The sequence below is a fragment of the Vibrio sp. QJM3NY_26 genome (assembly GCF_057786005.1).
The window spans coordinates 2,636,395-2,658,937 of record NZ_CM173515.1; the positions used below are offsets into that span (position 1 = coordinate 2,636,395).

26 protein-coding genes are annotated in these 22,543 nt (G+C 43.9%); 14 read left to right on the forward strand and 12 right to left on the reverse strand.

Annotation, left to right across the window (positions count from 1 at the left end; all coding sequences use genetic code 11):
* Nucleotides 1–19: 19 nt before the first annotated feature.
* The 6 genes from AC3CH4_RS11590 to rpsB form a co-directional block, all read right to left on the reverse strand.
* Entirely contained in the window at nt 20–862 is an 843-nt protein-coding gene (locus tag AC3CH4_RS11590) for a phosphatidate cytidylyltransferase (protein WP_017084153.1), read from the reverse strand.
* Between the two features lie 15 nt (nt 863–877).
* Nucleotides 878–1,630 carry an undecaprenyl pyrophosphate synthase gene (uppS, locus tag AC3CH4_RS11595; RefSeq protein WP_029222668.1) on the reverse strand — a complete coding sequence of 251 codons (753 nt, stop codon included), beginning with the start codon at nt 1,628–1,630 and terminating at the stop codon, nt 878–880.
* A gap of 98 nt (nt 1,631–1,728) precedes the next feature.
* A complete protein-coding gene (gene frr, locus AC3CH4_RS11600; protein ID WP_004734349.1) occupies nt 1,729–2,286 on the reverse strand; it encodes a ribosome recycling factor in 558 nt (185 codons plus the stop codon).
* A gap of 98 nt (nt 2,287–2,384) precedes the next feature.
* Complete coding sequence (gene pyrH, locus AC3CH4_RS11605; RefSeq protein ID WP_017072669.1) at nt 2,385–3,116, reverse strand: UMP kinase; 732 nt, start codon at nt 3,114–3,116, stop codon at nt 2,385–2,387.
* A gap of 156 nt (nt 3,117–3,272) precedes the next feature.
* Nucleotides 3,273–4,118, reverse strand: a complete 846-nt coding sequence (tsf, locus tag AC3CH4_RS11610) for a translation elongation factor Ts (protein ID WP_017084154.1) — start codon at nt 4,116–4,118, stop codon at nt 3,273–3,275.
* 137 nt (nt 4,119–4,255) lie between these two features.
* Nucleotides 4,256–4,987 (reverse strand): 30S ribosomal protein S2, encoded by a 732-nt coding sequence (rpsB, locus tag AC3CH4_RS11615; protein ID WP_032500394.1) that lies wholly within the window; start codon nt 4,985–4,987, stop codon nt 4,256–4,258.
* Between the two features lie 458 nt (nt 4,988–5,445).
* On the opposite strand from rpsB, the gene map reads away from it, so the two are divergent.
* From map to AC3CH4_RS11630, 3 genes are all read left to right on the forward strand, one after another.
* Nucleotides 5,446–6,324, forward strand: a complete 879-nt coding sequence (gene map, locus AC3CH4_RS11620) for a type I methionyl aminopeptidase (RefSeq protein ID WP_004734352.1) — start codon at nt 5,446–5,448, stop codon at nt 6,322–6,324.
* 138 nt (nt 6,325–6,462) lie between these two features.
* Entirely contained in the window at nt 6,463–9,084 is a 2,622-nt protein-coding gene (glnD, locus tag AC3CH4_RS11625) for a bifunctional uridylyltransferase/uridylyl-removing protein GlnD (RefSeq protein WP_065205032.1), read from the forward strand.
* Between the two features lie 218 nt (nt 9,085–9,302).
* Nucleotides 9,303–9,686 (forward strand): DUF3461 family protein, encoded by a 384-nt coding sequence (locus tag AC3CH4_RS11630; protein ID WP_004734354.1) that lies wholly within the window; start codon nt 9,303–9,305, stop codon nt 9,684–9,686.
* Nucleotides 9,687–9,811: 125 nt separating this feature from the next.
* Here the strand turns inward: AC3CH4_RS11630 and truC are convergent, their stop codons facing one another.
* Together truC and AC3CH4_RS11640 are read right to left on the reverse strand one after the other, a co-directional pair.
* Nucleotides 9,812–10,561, reverse strand: a complete 750-nt coding sequence (truC, locus tag AC3CH4_RS11635) for a tRNA pseudouridine(65) synthase TruC (protein ID WP_029406022.1) — start codon at nt 10,559–10,561, stop codon at nt 9,812–9,814.
* Nucleotides 10,561–10,875 carry a YqcC family protein gene (locus tag AC3CH4_RS11640; RefSeq protein WP_054547595.1) on the reverse strand — a complete coding sequence of 105 codons (315 nt, stop codon included), beginning with the start codon at nt 10,873–10,875 and terminating at the stop codon, nt 10,561–10,563. The genes truC and AC3CH4_RS11640 overlap by 1 nt, the downstream gene beginning before the upstream one ends.
* Before the next feature lie 87 nt (nt 10,876–10,962).
* Here AC3CH4_RS11640 and AC3CH4_RS11645 point away from each other — a divergent pair, with 87 nt between their 5' ends.
* Nucleotides 10,963–12,003 carry a DUF3549 family protein gene (locus tag AC3CH4_RS11645; protein WP_017079398.1) on the forward strand — a complete coding sequence of 347 codons (1,041 nt, stop codon included), beginning with the start codon at nt 10,963–10,965 and terminating at the stop codon, nt 12,001–12,003.
* Between the two features lie 97 nt (nt 12,004–12,100).
* Complete coding sequence (locus tag AC3CH4_RS11650) at nt 12,101–12,409, forward strand: DUF3301 domain-containing protein (RefSeq protein WP_004734358.1); 309 nt, start codon at nt 12,101–12,103, stop codon at nt 12,407–12,409.
* On the opposite strand, the gene AC3CH4_RS11655 is transcribed toward AC3CH4_RS11650, so the two are convergent.
* Nucleotides 12,375–12,893: a GNAT family N-acetyltransferase gene (locus AC3CH4_RS11655; RefSeq protein WP_054547594.1), complete on the reverse strand. Its 519-nt coding sequence runs from the start codon at nt 12,891–12,893 to the stop codon at nt 12,375–12,377. The two genes, AC3CH4_RS11650 and AC3CH4_RS11655, sit on opposite strands and share 35 nt — an antisense overlap.
* A 767-nt stretch (nt 12,894–13,660) precedes the next feature.
* Between AC3CH4_RS11655 and AC3CH4_RS11660 the strand changes: the two genes are divergently transcribed.
* The 3 genes from AC3CH4_RS11660 (at nt 13,661) to AC3CH4_RS11670 (ending at nt 15,351) form a co-directional block, all read left to right on the forward strand.
* Nucleotides 13,661–13,948, forward strand: coding sequence for a hypothetical protein (locus tag AC3CH4_RS11660; RefSeq protein WP_146531997.1), 288 nt, complete (start codon nt 13,661–13,663; stop codon nt 13,946–13,948).
* A gap of 70 nt (nt 13,949–14,018) precedes the next feature.
* Nucleotides 14,019–14,462 (forward strand): YaiI/YqxD family protein, encoded by a 444-nt coding sequence (locus tag AC3CH4_RS11665; protein ID WP_004734361.1) that lies wholly within the window; start codon nt 14,019–14,021, stop codon nt 14,460–14,462.
* Between the two features lie 118 nt (nt 14,463–14,580).
* Nucleotides 14,581–15,351: a MipA/OmpV family protein gene (locus tag AC3CH4_RS11670; protein ID WP_488542980.1), complete on the forward strand. Its 771-nt coding sequence runs from the start codon at nt 14,581–14,583 to the stop codon at nt 15,349–15,351.
* A gap of 105 nt (nt 15,352–15,456) precedes the next feature.
* On the opposite strand, the gene AC3CH4_RS11675 is transcribed toward AC3CH4_RS11670, so the two are convergent.
* From AC3CH4_RS11675 to AC3CH4_RS11685, 3 genes are all read right to left on the reverse strand, one after another.
* A complete protein-coding gene (locus tag AC3CH4_RS11675; protein WP_016800687.1) occupies nt 15,457–17,043 on the reverse strand; it encodes an AbgT family transporter in 1,587 nt (528 codons plus the stop codon).
* Nucleotides 17,044–17,431: 388 nt separating this feature from the next.
* Nucleotides 17,432–17,557 carry a type B 50S ribosomal protein L36 gene (ykgO, locus tag AC3CH4_RS11680; protein ID WP_010436457.1) on the reverse strand — a complete coding sequence of 42 codons (126 nt, stop codon included), beginning with the start codon at nt 17,555–17,557 and terminating at the stop codon, nt 17,432–17,434.
* A complete protein-coding gene (locus AC3CH4_RS11685; protein WP_016800686.1) occupies nt 17,557–17,817 on the reverse strand; it encodes a type B 50S ribosomal protein L31 in 261 nt (86 codons plus the stop codon). Before AC3CH4_RS11685 ends, ykgO begins: the two co-directional genes overlap by 1 nt.
* A gap of 123 nt (nt 17,818–17,940) precedes the next feature.
* Between AC3CH4_RS11685 and tsaA the strand changes: the two genes are divergently transcribed.
* The 6 genes from tsaA (at nt 17,941) to AC3CH4_RS11715 (ending at nt 22,509) form a co-directional block, all read left to right on the forward strand.
* Entirely contained in the window at nt 17,941–18,636 is a 696-nt protein-coding gene (tsaA, locus tag AC3CH4_RS11690; protein ID WP_171308078.1) for a tRNA (N6-threonylcarbamoyladenosine(37)-N6)-methyltransferase TrmO, read from the forward strand.
* Nucleotides 18,637–18,737: 101 nt separating this feature from the next.
* Nucleotides 18,738–20,453, forward strand: coding sequence for a proline--tRNA ligase (locus tag AC3CH4_RS11695; protein WP_065205040.1), 1,716 nt, complete (start codon nt 18,738–18,740; stop codon nt 20,451–20,453).
* A 224-nt stretch (nt 20,454–20,677) separates the two neighbouring features.
* Nucleotides 20,678–21,367, forward strand: coding sequence for a tellurite resistance TerB family protein (locus tag AC3CH4_RS11700; RefSeq protein ID WP_488542981.1), 690 nt, complete (start codon nt 20,678–20,680; stop codon nt 21,365–21,367).
* A gap of 186 nt (nt 21,368–21,553) precedes the next feature.
* Entirely contained in the window at nt 21,554–21,757 is a 204-nt protein-coding gene (locus AC3CH4_RS11705) for a YaeP family protein (protein ID WP_065205042.1), read from the forward strand.
* 1 nt (nt 21,758) lies between these two features.
* The gene (locus AC3CH4_RS11710; RefSeq protein ID WP_004736793.1) at nt 21,759–21,950 is read left to right on the forward strand and encodes a DUF4250 domain-containing protein; all 192 of its coding nucleotides are present in this window, start codon (nt 21,759–21,761) and stop codon (nt 21,948–21,950) included.
* Nucleotides 21,951–22,182: 232 nt separating this feature from the next.
* Nucleotides 22,183–22,509, forward strand: a complete 327-nt coding sequence (locus tag AC3CH4_RS11715; protein ID WP_488542982.1) for a hypothetical protein — start codon at nt 22,183–22,185, stop codon at nt 22,507–22,509.
* Nucleotides 22,510–22,543 lie beyond the last annotated feature (34 nt).

A 22,543-nucleotide genomic window follows, 5' to 3' on the forward strand; every position in this document is an offset into this window, starting at 1 on the left:
GAATCACTGCCCTTTATTATTAGAATGCTAAATAAAGCAGAGCAAAGACAGGGAATGCAGCCGTTAAGCTATCTATTCTATCAAGTATACCACCATGACCAGGAATCAGATTACTGCTGTCTTTCACCCCGGAAACACGCTTAAACATGCTTTCAACAAGGTCACCAAGAACAGAGATAACGACAGTCACAAGGGTAATTACAATCATGTGAAGAGGACTTGTGAATTGGATATCAAACAAGTCAGCAAAAATCCAAGCTATGATCACCGCTGTAATAATACCACCAATAAGACCTTCAATCGTCTTATTAGGGCTTACCGCCGGTGCCATTTTACGCTTACCAAAACTCTTTCCTGAAAAATAAGCACCGCTGTCAGCAGCCCAAACGAGCAAACAAACAAACATCACCAATTTTGCGCCGTGGTAAGGATCAACATCGATACCGTTAGCGCGCAGAATAACCACACTCCAGAAAAATGGCAGCAGAGTCAGCACGCCAAATGCGTGACGAAGGAGAGAAGAATCTTTCCATGCGGGCATAGACTTAGGATAAGTCACTGCCATACCACTCGCTATTACCCACCAAATAGAGCCAATCGTTAGAATGGTGTAGTGAGCGCTAGATAAATGATTAAGGCTAAATGCATCAAAAGGGATAAAAGCAAAACTTGCAGCACTGACTACAACCGTTGGAATCAGCGCTAAATAACGCGATTTGCTTTCGACAAACTGAGTCCACTCCCAAAAGCCCAATAGCGAGATTACTGCTAGTGAAAGAATAAACGTGGGAAGTGATAACTCGAAAATACCTAGAATAACTAGGGGAGCTAAAATCAACGCCGTAATAATTCGTTGTTTCAAACCAAAAAATCCTTATTAACTGTCCATCAGAGCTTTAATTTGCTCACCAGTGCATCCAAAACGACGCTCGCGGTTTACAAACCAAGTCACAGCTTCTACTAAGCTGTCTTCATTAAAGTCTGGCCAGAATTGTTCAGTGAAATACATTTCGGCGTAAGCCAATTGCCAAAGCATAAAGTTACTAATGCGGCACTCGCCACTGGTGCGGATAAGTAGGTCAACTTCAGGAATATCTGCCATAGTCAGGTGCTGTGTAATCATAGCTTCATCAATGTCATCTACATTAATATCGCCAGACTTTACCTGTTGAGCAATTGAGGTCATTGCCTGCTGGATATCCCACTTGCCGCCATAGTTAGCAGCAATATTAATAACCATACCCGTATTGGTGCTAGTCAAAGCTTCTGCTTCTTCTATCTTCTTTTGTAGTCGATCATTGAAACGACTTTTATCACCAATAACACGCAATTGTAGATTATTTTTATGAAGTTTTTTCACTTCACTCGACAGCACTGAAATAAACAGTTCCATCAAGATACCGACTTCTTCTTCAGGACGACGCCAGTTCTCGCTACTAAACGCAAAAAGTGTAACGGCCTTAATGCCAAGTCTGGCAGATGAAGAGATGGTTTTACGAACGGCTTGAACACCGTTTTTATGACCAAAGACGCGAGGCTTGCCCTGAGCTTTTGCCCAGCGGCCATTACCATCCATAATGATAGCAATGTGTTTAGGAAGAGAGTCTGTGAACGCTTGAGAATTATGCATAAAAGAGTGAATCAAATTCTAATAGTCGAACAGAGTAGCATAAAAAAACGCTGAACCGTGAGTACAGCGTTTTTCCGGAAAGAAAAGAATATGGAAAATTAAACTTCCATCAACTCTTTTTCTTTAGTTGCTAGAACTTCATCTACGTTCTTAACCGCAATGTCAGTTAGCTTTTGAATTTCGTCTTGTGCTCTACGATCTTCATCTTCAGAGATTTCTTTGTCTTTCAGAAGTGCTTTTAGATCGCCATTCGCGTCACGACGGATATTACGGATAGCAACACGGCCACCTTCAGCTTCACCACGAACGATTTTAACGAGGTCTTTACGACGCTCTTCCGTTAACGCTGGAAGTGGTACACGAATAACCGTGCCAGCAGACATAGGGTTTAGGCCTAGGTCAGATGTCAGGATTGCTTTTTCAACTAAAGGAGTCAGTGTTTTATCAAACACTGTAATTGCTAGTGTACGTGCATCTTCTGCAATAACGTTAGCAACTTGAGCCAAAGGCGTTGGTGCACCGTAATACTCTACAGTAAGACCAGACAGTAGGCTTGGGTGAGCACGGCCTGTACGAATCTTTTGCAGGCTATTTTTAAGTGCATCTACACTTTTATCCATACGCTCTTGAGCGTCTTTTTTGATTTCGTTAATCACAATTTCACCTTGATTATGTTCTTTCTTCAAGAAAGCTTTTTATTTGGAGTGATAAGGATAAGCTTACCAAAGCATAACACCTCAGTAAGCCCGAAAAATTAGTCAGCGTCGCTGATTAATGTACCTTCAGTTTCACCCATAACCACGCGACGTAATGCGCCTGGTTTATTCATGTTAAATACACGGATTGGCATTTTGTGATCACGTGCTAGCGTAAATGCAGCCAAATCCATCACTTTAAGTTCTTTTTCAAGAATAGTGTTGTAAGACAACGTATCATACAGCTCTGCGTCTGGGTTTGCTACTGGGTCAGCAGTAAATACGCCATCTACCTTTGTCGCTTTTAGAACTACGTCAGCTTCAATTTCGATACCACGTAGACACGCAGCAGAATCTGTAGTGAAGAATGGGTTACCAGTACCCGCTGAGAAGATCACAACACGACCTTGACGTAGTTGGCTGATTGCATCTGCCCAGTTGTAGTCGTCACACACACCTTTAAGAGGGATAGCTGACATTACACGTGCATTTACGTAAGCACGGTGCAGAGCGTCACGCATTGCAAGGCCGTTCATTACCGTTGCTAGCATACCCATGTGGTCACCAACAACGCGGTTCATACCTGCTTCAGCAAGGCCTGCACCACGGAAAAGGTTACCGCCACCGATAACAACGCCTACTTGAACACCTAGTTCAACCAATTCTTTTACTTCTTGAGCCATACGATCAAGGACCGTCGCGTCAATACCAAAACCTTCTTCGCCTTGTAGTGCTTCGCCGCTAAGTTTTAACAGAATACGTTGATACGCCGGTTTAGGGTTCGTAGTCATGGAGTTTACCTTCCAAAGAGTTGATGATTAACAGTCATGGATAAAAACTGAAGAGCTCAGTTTGCATTCATAACAGCTAACAGCCAAAAAATAATTCATTATTCATAAAAAGACCGCAGCATTTGCCACGGTCTTTTTCAATCAATACACTAAGGATTAACCTTGTTGTACCGCTGCAACTTCGTCTGCGAAGCTCATTTCAGCCGCTTTCTCGATACCTTCACCAACTTCTAAACGAACGAAGGTAGTAACTGATGCGCCTTTCTCTTTAAGAATGTCAGCAACAGTTTTCTTAGGTTCCATGATGAAAGCTTGACCAGTAAGAGATACTTCGCCCGTGAATTTCTTCATACGGCCGATAACCATTTTCTCAGCGATCTCTTGTGGTTTGCCTTCGTTCATAGCGATTTCAACTTGAACAGCTTTTTCTTTTTCTACTACGTCTGCAGGTACGTCAGATGGGTTAACGTACTCAGGCTTAGAAGCAGCAACGTGCATAGCGATGTGCTTAAGCGTTTCAGCTTCGCCTTCACCAGCAACAACAACACCGATTTTCTCGCCGTGACGGTAAGAAGCTAGTGCAACACCTTCAACAAGCTCAACGCGACGGATGCTGATGTTCTCACCGATCTTAGTTACTAGAGCGATACGTGCGTCTTCAAATTTAGCTTGAAGTGCAACGATGTCTAGACGTTCAGCTAGAGCAGCTTCAGCAACTTCGTTAGCGAATGCAAGGAAACCTGCATCTTTAGCTACGAAATCAGTTTGGCAGTTCACTTCTAGAAGAGCAGCAACGCCAGCGTCTTCTTTAATGATGATTGTGCCTTCAGCAGCAACGTTACCAGCTTTTTTAGCTGCTTTCGCTGCGCCAGACTTACGCATGTTTTCAATTGCTAGCTCGATGTCGCCTTCAGCAGCAACAAGCGCTTTTTTACATTCCATCATGCCCGCAGCTGTGCGTTCACGAAGTTCTTTAACTAGAGCTGCAGTTACAGTTGCCATTCTCTATTCCTCAGTAAATTCTAAAAAAGATAAAAAACAGGGGCCTAATTAATTGGCCCCTGATATTGACTGTATTCAGTTCTTAAGCCATCGATTATGACCGCTTAATGTGAACTAAATATGGCTCAGAGCCGCTATTATTCAGCTTCTACAAAACCGTCTTTTTCAGCAGCTACAGCAGCAACATCTTTGTTACGACCTTCTTTAACCGCGTCTGCAGCAGCGTTTAGGTAAAGCTGTACTGCACGGATTGCATCATCGTTACCAGGGATAACGAAGTCAACACCGTCTGGGTTAGAGTTAGTATCAACTACAGCGTAAACTGGGATACCTAGGTTGTTTGCTTCTTTAACTGCGATGTGTTCGTGATCAGCATCGATAACGAATAGAGCGTCTGGAAGGCCGCCCATGTTCTTGATACCACCAAGAGATTTCTCTAGCTTCTCCATTTCACGAGTACGCATTAGAGCTTCTTTCTTAGTAAGCTTGTCGAAAGTACCGTCTTGAGCTTGCGCTTCAAGTTCTTTCAGACGCTTGATAGACTGACGAACAGTTTTGTAGTTCGTTAGCATACCGCCTAACCAGCGGTTGTTAACGTAGAACTGGTTGCTGTTGATAGCAGCTTCTTTAACAGCTTCAGATGCAGCACGCTTAGTACCAACAAAAAGAACTTTACCTTTCTTCTCGCCAACTTTAGCAATTTCAGCTAGAGCTTCGTTGAACATTGGTACAGTTTTTTCTAAGTTGATGATATGAACTTTGCTACGAGCACCAAAGATGAATGGCTTCATTTTTGGGTTCCAGTAACGAGTTTGGTGACCGAAGTGAACACCAGCTTTAAGCATATCGCGCATTGATACAGTTGCCATTTTAAAATCCTCTATGGGGTTAGGCCTCCACACTCCCCATGAATCCGACCCCTAACAACTAACCACTTTTCAGCCGTTATCTGTGTTGTTGAGGCACCCCGGAACATGTGTCGGAATGTGTGTGATTTAAAGAAATAAGTTAGTAGACACAAAGCTTGTTTCGCCAAATGGAGAAAACAGTCCTGATGTCCGGCGCGCTTTATACCATATTTTGTCTATCTATGGCTAGAAAAAAATCTAAAAATGGCGACTGCTATACTGATCCCTAGCGGTGAATTTTCTCTATAAAATAGTGTCCTATTCAAATCGCGTCTACGTCATTAAACCGAACATTATCTACTCAGACTGAGCAGTATCCACCAACATTGTGCGGACATGGGAATGTTGCGCTAAAATGCTGCACTGATAGAATAGCCCCAATATGCACACTTAGGTGCTACCAAATTAAGAGATATGCAATGGCTGTAAAAATTAAAACTGCTGAAGAAATTGAAAAAATGCGCGTTGCCGGCAAGCTGGCTTCAGAAATTCTAGAGATGATTGAACCTCACATCCAAGTGGGTACAACGACAGAAGAGCTAAACCAAATCTGTCATGAGTACGCTCTAGAAAGAGGCGCATACTCAGCACCACTTGATTACCACGGTTTCCCTAAGTCAATCTGTACGTCTATCAACCACATCGTGTGTCACGGTATTCCAGCATCACAAGATGAGACGGGTAGCACAGGTCAATTCAAACCTGCAGTATTAAAAGATGGCGACATTCTCAACGTTGATATCACTGTGATTGTTCCTGATGACGAAAATGCTGATCTAAGTGTTCGTCCACAAGGCTACCACGGTGACACATCTAAGATGTTCCTTGTGGGTGAAGTTTCTCCAGCAAACAAACGTCTGTGTATGGTTGCTCAAGAAGCACTTTACGAAGGCATGCGTCAGGTTAAACCAGGTGTTCAACTTGGCCAAATCGGTACTGCTATTGAGAAGTACATCAAAACAAACAACAAGAACAACCCACGCGCTAAATTCTCTATTGTAAAAGATTACTGTGGCCACGGTATTGGTTCTGAGTTCCACGAAGATCCACAAGTCGTTCACTACAAAAACAGTGACCGTACCGTACTGAAAGCAGGCATGTGTTTCACAATCGAGCCAATGATCAATGCGGGTAAGTTTGGCTGTCGTCTAGATGACGAAGATAGCTGGACAGTGTACACAGCAGACAGCAAGAACTCCGCTCAGTGGGAACACACTCTAGTTGTGACCGATACTGGTTGTGAGGTACTAACACTACGCAGCGACGATACGATCCCACGTATCATGAAGAACGCTTAGTTCAACAAGCTGAATACCTCAGACTTTTAAAAATATCCTCGCCTGTCGAGGATATTTTTTTATCCCCTCAATTTCGATTTTCCATCAGCTTCTGTTAAATTGTTTACTATTCTCATTTGCTTGCACGGATAGCAGACTATGCCTTATCAATGTCCCCTTACGTTCAATGACGAACAAATTGAAATCTGCGAAATAAAAAATCAGCTCGAAATCTTCACGCAGTATCAAAAAAATGAATTTCTGAATCATCATCCAGTCACCGATTTGGTGCTGCTTCGTTCCGAATACATGGATTTGCTTCTCAATCGTTTATGGGAGCATTTTGGATTCAACAAACTGCCTCATATTTCACTTGTTGCGGTGGGAGGCTATGGCCGTGGTGAACTACACCCTTTGTCTGATATTGATATCCTCATTGTCTCGCAAAAAACACTGCCACCCGCACTGGGTGAAAAAGTCAGTCAATTCATTACCCTACTCTGGGACTTGAAACTCGAAGTCGGCCACGCGGTGCGTACCATTGCAGAGTGTCTTGATATCGGCACCGATGATTTAACCGTTGCCACTAACCTGCAAGAGTCACGCTTACTGTGTGGCAGCGAAGACACCTTTCAAGAACTTAAGCTAAAGATTCATTCTGATTCGTTTTGGCCAAGTGAGACCTTCTACAAAGCTAAGATTCAAGAACAGAGAGAGCGTCACGCTCGCTACCACGACACCACCTATAATCTAGAACCGGACATCAAATCGACTCCGGGAGGGCTCAGAGACATCCACACCCTGAGCTGGGTTGCGCGTCGACACTTTGGTGCAACGTCTTTATTGGAGATGAGCAAATACGGCTTTCTAACCGATGCTGAATATCGTGAGTTGGTCGAGTGCCAAGATTTCTTATGGCGTGTTCGCTTTGCACTGCACATTGAACTGCGCCGTTACGACAACCGTCTCACGTTTGCCCATCAAGCTCAGGTAGCGGAACACCTGGGTTACAGTGGTGAAGGCAACCGTGGCGTCGAGATGATGATGAAAGAGTTCTATCGAACACTTCGTCGCGTAGCCGAGCTCAATAAGATGCTGCTTAAGCTGTTCGATCAAGCGATCATCAATGGCGGTCAAACACAGGAAGCCGAGATTCTCGACAACGACTTCCAACGTCGAGGTTCATTAATCGAAGCGCGTAAACCGGCTCTATTCCAAGCAAGACCAGAAACGATTCTCGATATGTTTATCCATATCGCGAATGACTCTTCTATCGAAGGGGTAAGCCCACCAACATTGCGCCAACTGCGAACCGCACGTCGCCGATTGAATCGCTTCTTGCATACCATTCCTGAAGCTCGTGACAAGTTCATGGATTTGGTTCGCCACCCAAATGCACTGCACAAAGCCTTTAGTTTGATGCACAAATTGGGCGTGCTATCGGCCTATTTGCCACAGTGGAGCCAAATTGTTGGTCAAATGCAGTTTGACCTGTTTCACGTTTACACCGTCGATGAACACAGTATTCGCCTACTCAAACACATCAACCGCTTTGGCCAAATAGAGAACCACGATAAGCACCCTATCTGTTGTGAAGTGTATCCACGAGTTCAAAAGAAAGAGCTGTTGATTCTGGCGGCTATCTTCCACGACATAGGTAAAGGCCGCGGCGGAGACCACTCAGAAATTGGCGCTGTTGAAGCTTACTCTTTCTGTATTGAGCACGGGCTATCAAAGCCAGAAGCCAAACAAGTCGCGTGGCTAGTACAAAACCACCTGTTAATGTCAGTGACCGCTCAACGCCGTGATATCTACGATCCGGACGTAATCACAGAGTTCGCCAAGAAAGTTCGCGACGAAGAGTCGTTAGAACTGCTGGTGTGCCTAACGGTAGCCGATATCTGTGCAACCAACCCAGAACTATGGAACAGCTGGAAACGTACCCTACTCGCAGAACTGTTCCATTCTACGCAGCGCGCACTGCGCCGCGGCTTAGAAAACCCAGTCGATGTTAGAGACCGTATTCGTCATAACCAGCAAATGGCATCTGCACTGCTGCGTAAAGAAGGCTTCACGGCTCGTGAGATTGAGGTGTTGTGGCAGCGTTTCAAAGCTGACTATTTCTTGCGTCATACACACACTCAAATCGCATGGCACTGTGAACACTTACTTCGCTTAGAAGATCCGAGTCAACCTTTAGTGCTTATCAGCCAAAAAGCGACACGTGGCGGCACAGAGGTATTCGTTTACTGTAAAGACCAAGCTGCACTTTTTGCGACTGTGGTTGCCGAGCTCGATAGACGCAACTTTAACGTTCACGACGCACAAGTCATGGTCAGTAAAGATGGCCACGTTTTGGATACCTTTATCGTACTGGATCAGCACGGTGAAGCGATTGATGAAGCAAGACACAAAGCCGTCGCAAAGCATCTAACTCATGTTCTGGCTGATGGCCGCCCAACTAAGATTAAGACTCGTCGTACGCCACGTAACTTGCAGCATTTCAAGGTAAAAACCTTAGTTGAGTTCCTACCAACCAAAAGTAAGAAACGCACCTTGATGGAGTTAAGAGCTCTTGATACGCCGGGGTTGTTGGCTCAAGTCGGTGCAACCTTTGCTGAATTAGACATCAACTTGCACGGTGCTAAAATCACCACCATAGGTGAGAGAGCTGAAGATTTGTTTATTCTGACCAGCGACGCGGGAGGAAGACTGTCTGAAGAACAGGAACAAGCACTAAGAGAAAGGTTAACTGAGCATGTTTCAGAACTCGCACCTTAGAAAGCTAATTTAGTGCTAGAAGTAAGTTATGACTAGGAAACAAGTTTAGCTCTAGGAACAGCTTTAATAGCCAAATAAGTGTGGGCAAAGATAGAGAGCGATCTTGCCCACAACTTACAATCAATTCACAGATATCAACTATCTAGCTCGTCGTTAGGCTGCTACATTGATCAAGTCAATTACATAAAAGTATTACATTCATAACCTAGAGGTCGCTTATGTATCCAAACCTCACTGGCTTAGGTATCCACGAACCTAAACAGATTGAACGTTACTCCCTTCGCCAAGAAGCTCATAAAGATATCCTGAAGATTTACTTTCGTAAGCAAAAAGGTGAACTGTTCGCGAAAAGCGTTAAGTTTAAGTACCCACGACAAGTAAAAAGTGTGCTTGTTAGCGGCGGCAATAATCAATACAAAGAAGTGACAGAGATTAACCGCAACCTCACTCTTGTGATTGATGAACTCAACAAGATCACCAAACCTACGCCAACCGCTGAGGTCGATGTGAAGCAGAAGATCCTTACCGACTTACGCCACTTAGAGAAGGTTGTATCAAGTAAGATCGCAGAGATCGAAGCCGATCTAGAAAAGCTAAAATGATCCTGCGATGAGCGACTAACTAACATTAGTTTTACCGCAAAGATTGCATAGACACAAAAAGGGCTGATATCACTATCAGCCCTTTATTTTTATTCTATTTTCTATGTTTACTAGACGCCTGGTCTTTACTTAGACGACCGTGCTTCAGCATTCACCAAGCTGGTATCCCACTCAAAGGTTTCAAACAACCTTAACCACGTTTCATCTAGGCTGGCCTTCATTACTAATTCTTTCTTTGTAAAAGGATGAATGAAACGCAACTCAGAAGCGTGCAACAACAAACGGTGCGAATCTAAATCATCGCGGAACAGTCGGTTGTGCTTACCATCACCATGTGAAGTATCACCAACGATTGGATGTCTTAGATGAGCCATGTGACGACGCAGCTGATGTTTACGTCCTGTCTTCGGCATCATCTCAACTAAGCAATAACGACTGGTAGGAAAACGACCTGTTGAATACGGCACTTCGACTTTCGCTAACGGCTCGTAAACGGTGACAGCTTCTTGTGGTTCTTTATCTTCTTTTGCAAACTTGTCTGCGATCTTATCCAGCTCAACTTTGAGTGCATAATCGAGCGTGTCGCCCTCTTCTATCCAACCACGAACAATCGCATGATAGGTTTTTTGCATCTCATGGTTAGCGAACATCGGCATCACCTGTGAAGCAACCTCGCTCGACAACGCAAACACCAACACACCCGATGTAGGTCTGTCTAAGCGATGCAGTGGAAATACGTGCTGACCAATTTGATCTCGCAGTGTTTGCATCACAAATTGTGTCTCATGTTTATCCAACCACGAGCGGTGCACCAGCATGCCCGCAGGCTTATTCACCGCGACAAAGTACTCATCTTGATAAATGATCTCTAACATTACGCACATACCTCATCAATGCTCTGAATCGTCACTAGCAGTTCAGCTTTGTCTGCCTCATTTTTCCATACTTCACCAAAATAAGGATGAATCGCAAAGCCTTTCGGTAGGCTCATTTGGGCATTCATCATTGCGTTGATCTTTACGATAAAGATCCACTGTAACCACTCTTCTGGCTGTAGCGAGTCAATCGCAAAAGGCTCAACGCTCGCCAGAGCTTTATCCGAAGGCGAAACATCGCTCCATAGGGAACATTGGCGCATTTGTTGTTCTAATTGTTGAAGTAAAAGAGGTAACTTTGTGGCAGCTGTCATTTTTCACCAAGTTATTTATCTAGTGACCTTGAAATTGGGGCATAGAGTACCATCTATTTAGGAAAGAAAGTTAGGAGCTTTATTACTATGGAAACGATTCACACGCTCACTCAGTTGCTAAAGAATAGCGGTTGCCAATACGATATCTACGACCTCGGTCGTCGTATCCAGAAGATCGACAACACCCTATTCTCTGATGTTGAGCAGGGGAAACAGCCATACCCGTTTCCACTTCAAAAACAAGCTCACTTAGCGATTAGCTACTGGAACGAACACAAGCAACCTTGGATCTGGTTTCTAAAATTCAAACTAGACGAAAGAGGCCTATTACATCAAGGCGATGTGGGTAATTTTCTTAAGTTTGTTATCGAAGCAATGGGTACGCGTTTGAACGGCGATATCAGCGAAGAGCAACAACAAAAGCTGTCAAACAACCCTTATACTTTCAAACCTTCTGAAGACAAAATGGCCGTATTCCATAGTCAAGTAAGAGCAGGTTTAGACCTTGCGACGAGCCAATATTACGAGCACGCTCAGCATTACTTCACGGGTGAGCTTGGTTGGGATAACTGGAAAACGGTTGGACTACAAGGCATCACTGATATGTGTGCGCGTTTAGGCAGCCAACAAAACGGTGTCTCTATTCGCAAAGCCATCAATAAGCTGCCATCAGAACCGCTATACGCGACGTTAGGTGCGCTTGAGCACACACAAATCAATGACAAACTCGCGCAACGCTTACAAGAGCTTGCAGAGAATGAGATCGCTAGTAAAGAGCCTGATTTGTTCTTACTTTCAGCTTTGGTTCGTGCCCTTTCCGGTGCAGAACAAGGGATCGCGAATAACATCATTAACCAAGTTCTCGCTAGTCCACGCTTGAGCCACCAAGAAGTGTTGATTGGTTTAGCGGGTCGCAGTTGGCACGCACTACAAGACCCTGCTATTGCTGAGCAATTCTTGCTGCGTCTCGCACAAACGGGCAATCAAAACCTGTTCAATCAGTTATTTGCAGATTTAGTGATGATTCCGACACTAAGAATGGTATTTTTACCCTTGTTGAATTCGAACCCATCACCTGAGCTCGCCAACGCATTGATTGAGTTACAACAAGCGGCTAAGTCTCAATAACGGACTGACGACTAATTCAAGAGCGGGCTTGCTCTATAGCTCGTTGAAATACGCTGTAATGACAATTGGAATAGAGATAAAAGGAAGTATGGATTAAATGATAGATAACTTATTGGCTATTTTGATGCTGTGCTTCTTTTGCTTTTTCTTTTGGCAGCAGCGCAGGCAATCAGAGCTTGCGAAAACTGCCATTGCGAGAAAATGTAAAGAGCTCGACTTGCAGCTATTAAGCGTTGCCTTCAGTGGTCATAAATTTAAGATGCGCCATGAGCTAACCACCATTTGGCGCTGGCATACTGTGTACCAATTTGAGTTTTCGGCATTAGGTGATGACCTGTACCAAGGAAAACTGACGATGGTCGGCTTCCGCTCTATGCGGTTTGAGCTACAGCCTCATAGAATGTAACGTCGCAAAACTCGGTATAACGATATTCATGATAAGGGCCAAACTGATCTTGTTTGGTCTCTTTAAATGCAAAGCCTAACTTTTCGAGTAACTTAATCGATGGGTTATGACCGACATTAACGGTCGCAACAACATTCGTTAGGTGCTCTTCAAAACACACCAAACTGAAGAAAGGTTTTAGCACTTCGCTAGCAAGACCTTGATTCCAAAATTCTTTATCCAAAATAAAGCCAAGCTCATGCTGACCCTCTTCTGATGAAACAAAGACATGTCCAAGATATTCACGGGTTTGGTTATGGATAATCGCGCGGCAGAAGCCGGCGTTGTCTTGCAGTATCTCTTGAAATAAGAGCTTCGCAGAGGCAATAGAGTGCGGCCCATTCATTTCAGCACGATTAATGGGGCAGCAATTTAACTTGATAAAGTCGTGTTGTAGCTGTTCAGTATAAGGTACCAACAGCGTTCTTGAGGTTGCTATCGTCATAAAACACTCCTTGTGTTGACTATTAGCAGAAAAGCAGATGTCGCGCTCTTAGATAAAAGCTCCTGAATTAAAAAGAGCCCTAGATAGAGAAAAGCCTCAGATAAAGAAAAGCCCCGACACCGAAGTGTCAGGGCTAGGGTCTTACTCGCAGCAGTCCGGCTACTAATAAATGCTCCATGCATCATCCATAATAGTGGCTGTAATCCTTCAGCTCTTTCCTTTACTTCGCCGTCCTAGCGGTGTCCAATCATCCTGAAAGCTAACAATCCTAGTTAGCGCACATCACTTGTTCCGTGAGCGGTGTCCTTTACATCGTCCTGATGCTAATCCAACCCTTTAAATCCTAAAGGTGTCCATTGTCATTCCGTTGCAGCTAACTTCCTGTTAACTGGCTGTATCCCTACAATGTCCTTACGCTCCATGCTTGACTACTCAATCCTAAGTAACCAAATCTTCATCCTGAAGATAACCAAATCCTTGGTGCTTTCCTGTTCCGTGTCAGAATCCTTCCGACAAGGTTTAATTTACGCGATTTAGGATTTTGGACAATAGATTTGCATCACACTTTCAATTCAATAAAGTTGTTAATTATATAAAACAATTAAAATTCAGCAACTTAACCATATGCACTTAAATCTCTCTAGTGATGTATTCGTGTTATCTCACAGCCTTTGTAAGAGATCTCTCACAAGCTATGGGCGGTTTTATGATTCGCTATCATTCACCGGAGCGAGTAAAATGACCAAAGACTAAAAATGGAGGTCAACATGCTGACAAAAGATGTGTCTGAAGAGTTGAAATCAGTGCTTGAAGGACTGCAAGCACAAGGGAAAGAGCCGACAGTTGCTTTAGTTAAAGCTCGTATGAGCACATCCGTTCCGATGCCAGCTTTAATCATGACTATCAAAAGCTGGAAAAGCGCCAATCGCGTCCCTAAAGTGGAAGTCGCGACACAAGAAGAGCCGACACTTGATCGTGTTAGCCAACTAGAAAAGCAAATCCTTGAACTTACCACTCGCGTTGCCACGCTTGAAGCTAAGTTAACTGAACAATAAGTTAACTGGCCAATAAGGCAACTGAGCAATAAGTTGACCGATAAATAAGCTAACAGAGAAATAGAACACTATGAAGATATGGGTTGATGCGGACGCTTGTCCTAAGGTTATCCGAGAAACAATCGTACGCGCAGCTGAACGCACAGGGGTGGAATGTACCTTTGTCGCGAACCATTTGGTTCCCGTTCCCAAGCGTAATAACATTCACTCAATTCAAGTCCCAAGCGGGTTTGATATTGCAGATGATGAAATCGTAAAACGCACTGAACCCGGCGATCTGGTGATTACCTCTGACATTCCTCTGGCTGACGAAGTGATCACCAAAGGTGCGCTTGCTTTAAGCTCTCGCGGCGAGCTTTACACCAAAGAGACCATTAAAGCGCGTCTCAACATTCGTGACTTTATGGATACTATGCGTTCAAGCGGTATCCAAACTGGCGGACCAAGCACTCTTTCTCAAACCGACCGTCGTGAGTTCGCAAACCACCTCGATCGCCTACTAGCTAAACGCTAACCGCAGTCTTTCTAATGACGACAACTTTAGAAATCGTCACTTAGTCGATACAGCCCCGATGAAATTTTAATCGACATACTCCGTTCTTAATATTTATTACAATAACGGAGTATTGCTTATGATTTGTCGAATCGCCCTCTCACTATCCATTGTTTTTGGCAGCACCCAACTTTCTTTTGCCGGTGAGGACTTTGCTGATGAAGTCTTTGCCAATGAAGACGTTGCCGATAAAGAATTCGGAATCATCGGAGGCAGTATCACCTATGGTGAAAGTGTTTTCTCCACTAAAAGTGCCCCTCAATTTGGCGCGACACCCAACCTATTCTATTCAGGTCCAAAAGGCTTTATCGATGGTAGCTTAGCCAATTGGCAACTGCTGCCTTACGTAGGGTTATCTGGAAATTGGCGCTTTGCAGAGGTGTCAAACACTTTTGTAGACCTACCTAACGGCATTCAAGACAGAGATGGTAATGGAGAACTGGGGATAACTTTAGGAACGGTAGGGGCACGCCTCACCTACTTACACGATGTGACTTCAGAACATGACGGCTACGAAGTTCAGCTTCACTTAGGCAGAACATTAGAAACCTGGACGCAACCATTTACTATTACGCCTTACATAGAAATCGACTATCGAGACAAAAAGCTCTCAAATCATCTTTACAGTATTTCCAGCGCCGAATCTTCTTCCTCAGGATTGAGTCAGTTTGATTCTGGGTCAACCTTTGTCTATCAAGCCGGGTTCATCGGACTCTACGAGTTTACGCCGACTTGGATTGGTATCGCGAGAGCAGACCTTATTCATCATGATAGCGACAGTACTTTAATCCAACGAGATTTGGGCTGGTCATTGGAGTTTGGCGTCACCTATCGGTTTGCAGGATTGTAAGTTTACTGGCTCATACAAAAAGAGCCTGCATCAATGCAGGCTCTTGGGTATACCATCTTTTATTCAGTTAATAAGCGAATCGAAATGTTCGCCCATCACTGTTAACTAAGGCGTGTAGAAAGTTGCAGCGCCTGGACCTACTGGTAGACCGAATACGAATACCCATAAGTAGAACAAGATACTCCAACCGAACATGAATACCATTGAGTAAGGTAGCATTGTCGCAATCAGTGTACCAATACCTAGGTTCTTCATGTAACGAGTCGCTACTGCAAGGATAAGACCGAAATAGCTCATCATTGGTGTAATGATGTTGGTTGTTGAATCACCGATACGGTAAGCCGCTTGAATCGTTTCTGGTGCATAGCCTACTAGCATCAACATTGGAACGAAGATTGGTGCTGTTACTGCCCACTGTGCAGACGCTGAACCGATCATCAGGTTAATGAAGCCACACATTAAGATAAACGCGAAGAACAACATTGGACCCGTTAAGCCAATATCTTGTAAGAAGCTAGCGCCACCTACAGCAACGACTTGACCAAAGTTCGTCCACTTAAAGAAAGCAACAAACTGTGCAGCAAAGAAGACAAGAACAATGTACATGCCCATTGAAGACATAGACGTCGCCATTGCATTAATCACATCACGGTCATTCTTCATTGAACCGGTAACTTTACCGTAAACAAAACCAGGAATAGCAAAGAATACAAAGATAAACGCGACGATACTTTTCAGGAATGGAGAGCCTGAAATCGTGCCCGCCTCTGAACGTAGAACACCATCAGCAGGAACAACAGTCCAAGCTAAAAGCGCACTGACGATTAATACTGCAACACCCGCAAACTTAAGGCCTTTCTTCTCAGTATCATTGAGCTTACCCATTGAGTCATTTGAAAGGTCTTCAGACGCGTCTTCGTCGTTGTATTTACCCAGCTTAGGTTCAACAATCTTCTCTGTTACAAATGCACCGGCAATCGAGATAAAGAAGGTCGAAACAAACATGAAGTACCAGTTTGATTCAGGGCCAACAGAGTAAGAAGGATCAAGCATTTGTGCCGCTGTTTCTGTGATACCAGAAAGCAGTGGATCAACCGTACCGATAAGTAGGTTGGCAGAATAACCACCAGAGACACCAGCAAATGCAGCCGCTAAACCTGCAAGAGGGTGACGACCTAAAGAGTGGAAAAGCATCGCTGCAAGTGGGATAAGAACTACATAACCAAGCTCAGATGCAGTATTCGAAATAATACCTGCAAAGACGACAGTTACTGTCACCATGCGCTGAGAGGCACCCATTACCATGCCGCGCATTGCAGCAGATAAAAGACCAGAATGTTCAGCAATGGCTACACCTAACATGGCAACAAGCACGGTGCCTAAAGGAGCAAAGCCAACAAAATTTGTAACGAGATTTGTAACGATAAGTTGTAGGCCTTCTGCATTAAGCAGGCTTACAACGTGGATCATACCATCAGCAGCACGACCACTAGCACCTTCGGGACGAGGGTCCATTACAGATACTTCAAAGTAACCAGCAATACCTGAAGAAACTAGGATTGCGACACAGAAGATTGCAAAAAGAGTGATTGGGTGGGGTAAAAGGTTCCCCAAATATTCAACGCTGTCTAAAAAGCGAGTGAAAATAGGTTTCTTTGGTGCGTTGTTTTTTATTGAAGCAGATGAACTCATCTGTTCCCTCCTTGTGTAGTGATTCCTGTGCAATTGTGACAAAGATGTTCAAATTGCCAGCGAAGGGTACGCGACAAAATTATCAATTAGAAATTCAAAATGTTACAAAATGTGTAACAAACGACTACTTTTAACTCCATTTGAACAATTAATTAGCAAATAAATCTACATTAAATACAAAAACTAGATTTATAATTCACAACTACACATTCACTACAGATATAACTGATGGTATAACTCATTGATTCATTTAAAAACAAAGCACAGCGTACTTTAAATAAGCACTCAATATTCAGCAAGGTTCCTCTCGAAGGAAAAGAAAAACAGACAAATGAATGAAGTTTGACTTTCCCCTCGTTTTTACACACGTGTCACATCATATTGACGGTTATTTTTGAACCGCTTTAAATCTTGGATTGGATTTACAGATCACATAGTGACGCCCTCTACGCTTAACTATCTGGCAATCAGGGTGACGGCTTTTCGCACTTTTAAGTGATTTAACAACTTTCATTATTTAGATCCCTTACCTAATTGACCAAAGCGACGAGTAAAGTTAGCAACACGTCCCTCTTTATGTAGCACTCTCTGTTTACCCGTATAGAAAGGATGCGATTTTGCAGACACTTCAATCGTGAAATAAGGGTAAGTATTGCCATCTTCCCATTCGATAGTACGTTCTGTTTTCAACGTTGAGCCAATCAAGAAGTACTCATCAACACTGGTGTCGTGGAACACCACTGTGCGGTAGTCAGGGTGGATATTCGGTTTCATTGTATTTCCCTAAATATTAAATTGATACGTTATAACATATCAAATGATAATTATTATCAAAAGAAAAACAAGCGATTTTATGATATTTTTCCGCCATAGATCGTAATTAGAGAACGTCCACTCATGTACTCCATTGAACCTATTGGCTTTATAGAGTCTCCCTATAAAGAGAAGTTCGCGGTACCCAGGCAGCCTAGATTGGTGCCAACATCCACCTCAAGAGTCAAGTTGGTTGACGCAGCAAACTGCCTTGAGTCTGTGCGAGATATTGAGCAATTTAGCCATGTGTGGTTGTTGTTTTTGTTCGATAAGAACCTTGAAGCAGGCTGGAAACCAACAGTGAGACCACCTCGCCTTGGCGGGAATGAACGTATTGGTGTCTTCGCGTCTCGTGCCACATTCAGACCGAATGGAATAGGCATGTCTGCAGTTGAACTCAAAGGGGTATCTCAAGAAAAGGGACAAACTTGGTTGGACTTAGGCAGTGTTGATCTCGTTGACGGCACACCTATCATAGACATCAAGCCTTATATCCCCTACTCGGATTCGATTCCCGATGCACTAGGAGGGTTTGCCGCCGATGAACCTGAAGTGTTAGATGTGAGCTTCTCGCAGCAAGCCCAAAGTAAGCTGTCTGGTCACCCACAGGCGCGCCATATCATTCAGGTGATCAAAGAAGTGTTAGGCCAAGATCCACGACCCGCCTATAAGAAAGGCAAGCCAGACAGTAAAGAATATGCGGTAAATTTGTTCGATCTTAACGTGAAATTCGTTGTTGAAACGCTTTTCATCAATGTTACCGACATTGAACGCTTTTGAGATCCCAAATAGGCTGATATTATATACGGCTATATCAGATTTGCTGTCGTCACTAACTGCAGCAAGTTTTCTTTTATCAATGATGAAACGGATACCATAGAATGCGTACCAGTAACTACCTTCTTTCTACTCTGAAAGAGACTCCAAACGACGCAGAAGTTATCAGCCACCAGCTGATGCTACGTGCAGGTATGATCCGTAAGCTAGCTTCAGGTTTATATACTTGGCTACCTACTGGTCTACGTGTACTGCGTAAAGTCGAAAATATCGTTCGCCAAGAGATCGATAATGCAGGTGCCGTTGAAATCTTGATGCCCGTAGTTCAACCGTTTGAGCTTTGGGAAGAGACAGGCCGTTCTGAAAAGATGGGTCCTGAGCTACTTCGTTTCACAGACCGTCATTCTCGTCCGTTTGTTCTTAGCCCAACAGCAGAAGAAGTGGTAACGAGCCTAGTACGTAACGAGATCAGCTCTTATAAACAGCTTCCTCTAAATCTGTACCAAATCCAGACTAAATTCCGCGATGAACGCCGCCCTCGTTTTGGCGTAATGCGTGCACGTGAATTCTCTATGATGGATGCGTACAGCTTTGATATCGACAAAGAAGGCTTAGAAAAGTCTTACCAAGCGATGCACGATGCTTACTGTAAAGCATTCGACCGCATGGGCCTTGAGTACCGTCCAGTATTGGCAGACTCTGGCGCAATCGGCGGCAGCGGCTCTCAAGAGTTCCACGTTCTTGCTGAAAGCGGCGAAGACCTAATCGCATTCTCTTCTGAGTCTGATTACGCAGCGAACATCGAGAAAGCAGAAGCACTAGCTCCAACGACTGAAGCGGCAGCGCCAACTCAAGAGATGGAACTTGTTGATACGCCAAACGCAAAAACAATCGCAGAGCTTGTAGAACAACACGGTCTAGCAATCGAGAAGACAGTTAAGACTCTATTCGTTAAAGCATCTGATGAAGTAGAAGCAAATATCATTGCACTGATCATCCGTGGTGATCACGAACTGAACGAAGTGAAAGCAGAGAACCTTCCACAAGTTGCTTCTCCGCTAGAGATGGCTTCTGAAGAAGAAATCCGCGCACTTGTTGGTGCAGGTCCTGGTTCACTTGGCCCTGTTGGTCTAGAGCTACCATTCATCGTTGACCGCTCTGTAGCAGTAATGAGTGACTTCGGCGCTGGCGCAAACGTAGACGGTAAGCACTACTTCGGCATCAACTGGGGTCGTGACGTTGAGCTTGCTCAAGTTGAAGATCTACGTAACGTTGTTGAAGGCGACCTTAGCCCATGTGGTCAAGGTACTATCCAGCTTAAGCGCGGTATCGAAGTTGGTCACATCTTCCAACTAGGTAATACTTACTCTAAAGCAATGAACTGTAACGTGCTTGGTCCTGATGGTAAGAGCGTAATCCTAGAAATGGGTTGTTACGGTATCGGTGTTTCACGTGTTGTTGCATCGGCTATCGAGCAAAACCACGATAAATTCGGTATCACTTGGCCAGATGCACTAGCACCGTTCCAAGTTGCTATCGTACCAATGAACATGCACAAATCTGAGCGCGTTAAAGAAGCCGCTGAGAAGCTATACGCTGAATTAACGGCTATGGGTATCGAAGTTTTATTCGATGACCGTAAAGAGCGCCCTGGTGTTATGTTTAAAGATATCGAGCTTGTGGGTATCCCTCACACTATCGTTATCGGTGATCGCAGCATGGACGAAGGTAACTTCGAATACAAAAACCGTCGTACTGGTGATAAAGAAGTTATCGCAATGGACACGGTTATCGAGCACCTTAAAGCTCAACTAGCTTAGTAATTAAGTAACTGAATAAGTCTGTATTGACTAAATAATTGGTTACTCGCTAGATAAACATTGAAAGGCTGCCATTAGGTGGCCTTTTTTGTGCCTGTCATTTCGCTTCAAACTCCCTTCTATTTATCAGTAGAGTAAATAACGTAAGTTAATCCCCTGTTCATCTTTAAATCCGTATATTGGTGTCATCAACTTTTTGGACATGCTCACCATTGGAGGTATCGATGGATATCAAAAGCTTACTGAACCAAGCACTTAAATCAGATCTCGTTAAACAAGGCACTCAGAAACTTTCACAAGGGTCTTCAAGTTTAAGTGGCCTAACTCAAGGCAGCAATGACAAGAGTATCAACAAAAGCACGCTCGGAGCCTTCGGTGCAGGCGCAGTTGGCGGAGGACTCTTAGGTGCGTTAATGGGCTCGAAGAAAACCAAGAAAATGGGTAAGAAAGCCGCTGGTATTGGTGGCGCAGCAGCACTTGGCGCTCTCGCTTACAAAGTCTACAACGACTATCAGTCTAAACAAGGCCAAACACCGAATGCCGAACAAGCTCAATTTGATGAGAACGACTCAAACCATAGTGTGCTGATTCTAAGATCTATGATTGCTGCGTCCAAAGCCGATGGTCATGTCGATGAGGGGGAGATGGCAAAGATCGAGCAAGCGGTCGAAAATATGGGCGCGGACTATCAACTGACTAAACTGGTCTCTGAAGAACTGCACAAGCCACTCGACCCAAGTGAGATTGCTCAGCTCGCAACTTCACCTCAACAAGCGAGTGAGATCTACTTAGCCTCTTTGATTGTGGCTGACGAGCAGAATTTTATGGAGAAGGCCTACCTCAGAGAGTTAGCTAAGCAACTCAACCTTGCAGATGAAGTTACTTATCAACTTGAACAGCAGATATCTGGTTAATCATTAGATACTAAGCGACTCGTAAAGAACGACTCAAATGGCAAGCTAGCAAAGTAATACATTGAGCATTAACAGAATGAGATATTGAGCAAGAACAAACTAACTCTGAACTTAATCAGATCCACTTTGTTTTTGCTTATCTCTATGTGTATATTGAGATCAGTTATCATTTGGTTAGGTATAAAAATGAAAGTATACGATTGTTGTGATTTGGTGCGTGCACTGTATTCTCAAATTGGCAGTGGCGACCAAGGCTATATCCCTAAAGCGATCACCTGCGCGGTAAAAACATTGAATGACCTTGCTGCAGATGAATCTCTTCCTAAAGAAGCACGTGATCGCGCTGCATTTGCCGCAGCCAACCTGCTGATCTCAGATTTCGAGGACTAATATGAACCTCGCTAACTTTGAAAAGATGGACTCTGTGATGTTGATGAGCATCGTCAACATGAAGCTACGTGACGACTTCGGCGGTGATTTGGATCGAGTAGTCAACTTCTACGAAATCGACAAAGCAGCCTTGATCGCTAAACTTGCATCTGCTGGTTTTGAGTTTCTTCCAGAAGCCAAACAGTTTCGATAGTCATTTAAAACAAGCTTGATTTTGAAAGGCCAGCCTCAGTGTTGGTCTTTTTTATTGGTGATACGTATTGGATAAACATGTAGTTAGCCAGTTATAAATTATCTGTCTACATCTATACTTTTATATCTTAGAGTCAACCAACGCTCCTTGAACCAAAGCGTATTGTTGTATAGGCTACCTCAAATAGCATATAAAACTCATCACCCAATCTGATGATAGCGAAGGATTAACAATGAAAAGACTCGGACTTTTGGCAGTTTTCGCTGCAACACTGACTGCAGGTTGCGCTTCAAATACACAGCAAGACAACTTTCGTGAAGCCTCTTTTGAGCTGTGTAATACCGAAGTCGATATCTACTCAGTAAGCCATGATGAGCGAATTCGTATCGTCTGTTCTGATGGTTCTAAATTCGCTTTGAACAGCGAAGATACACTAGAAGTAATGCGTGATATCAACATCGACTACTGCGACGGCGAAGGCTTAGGCAAATTCAACGAGAGCCGCACCTACTACTCGTTTAGATGTAAGTCAGGTACTTTACTGAGCATCAAAAAGTAAAACCGATACCAACAAACAGCAAAGGGTTGATGTG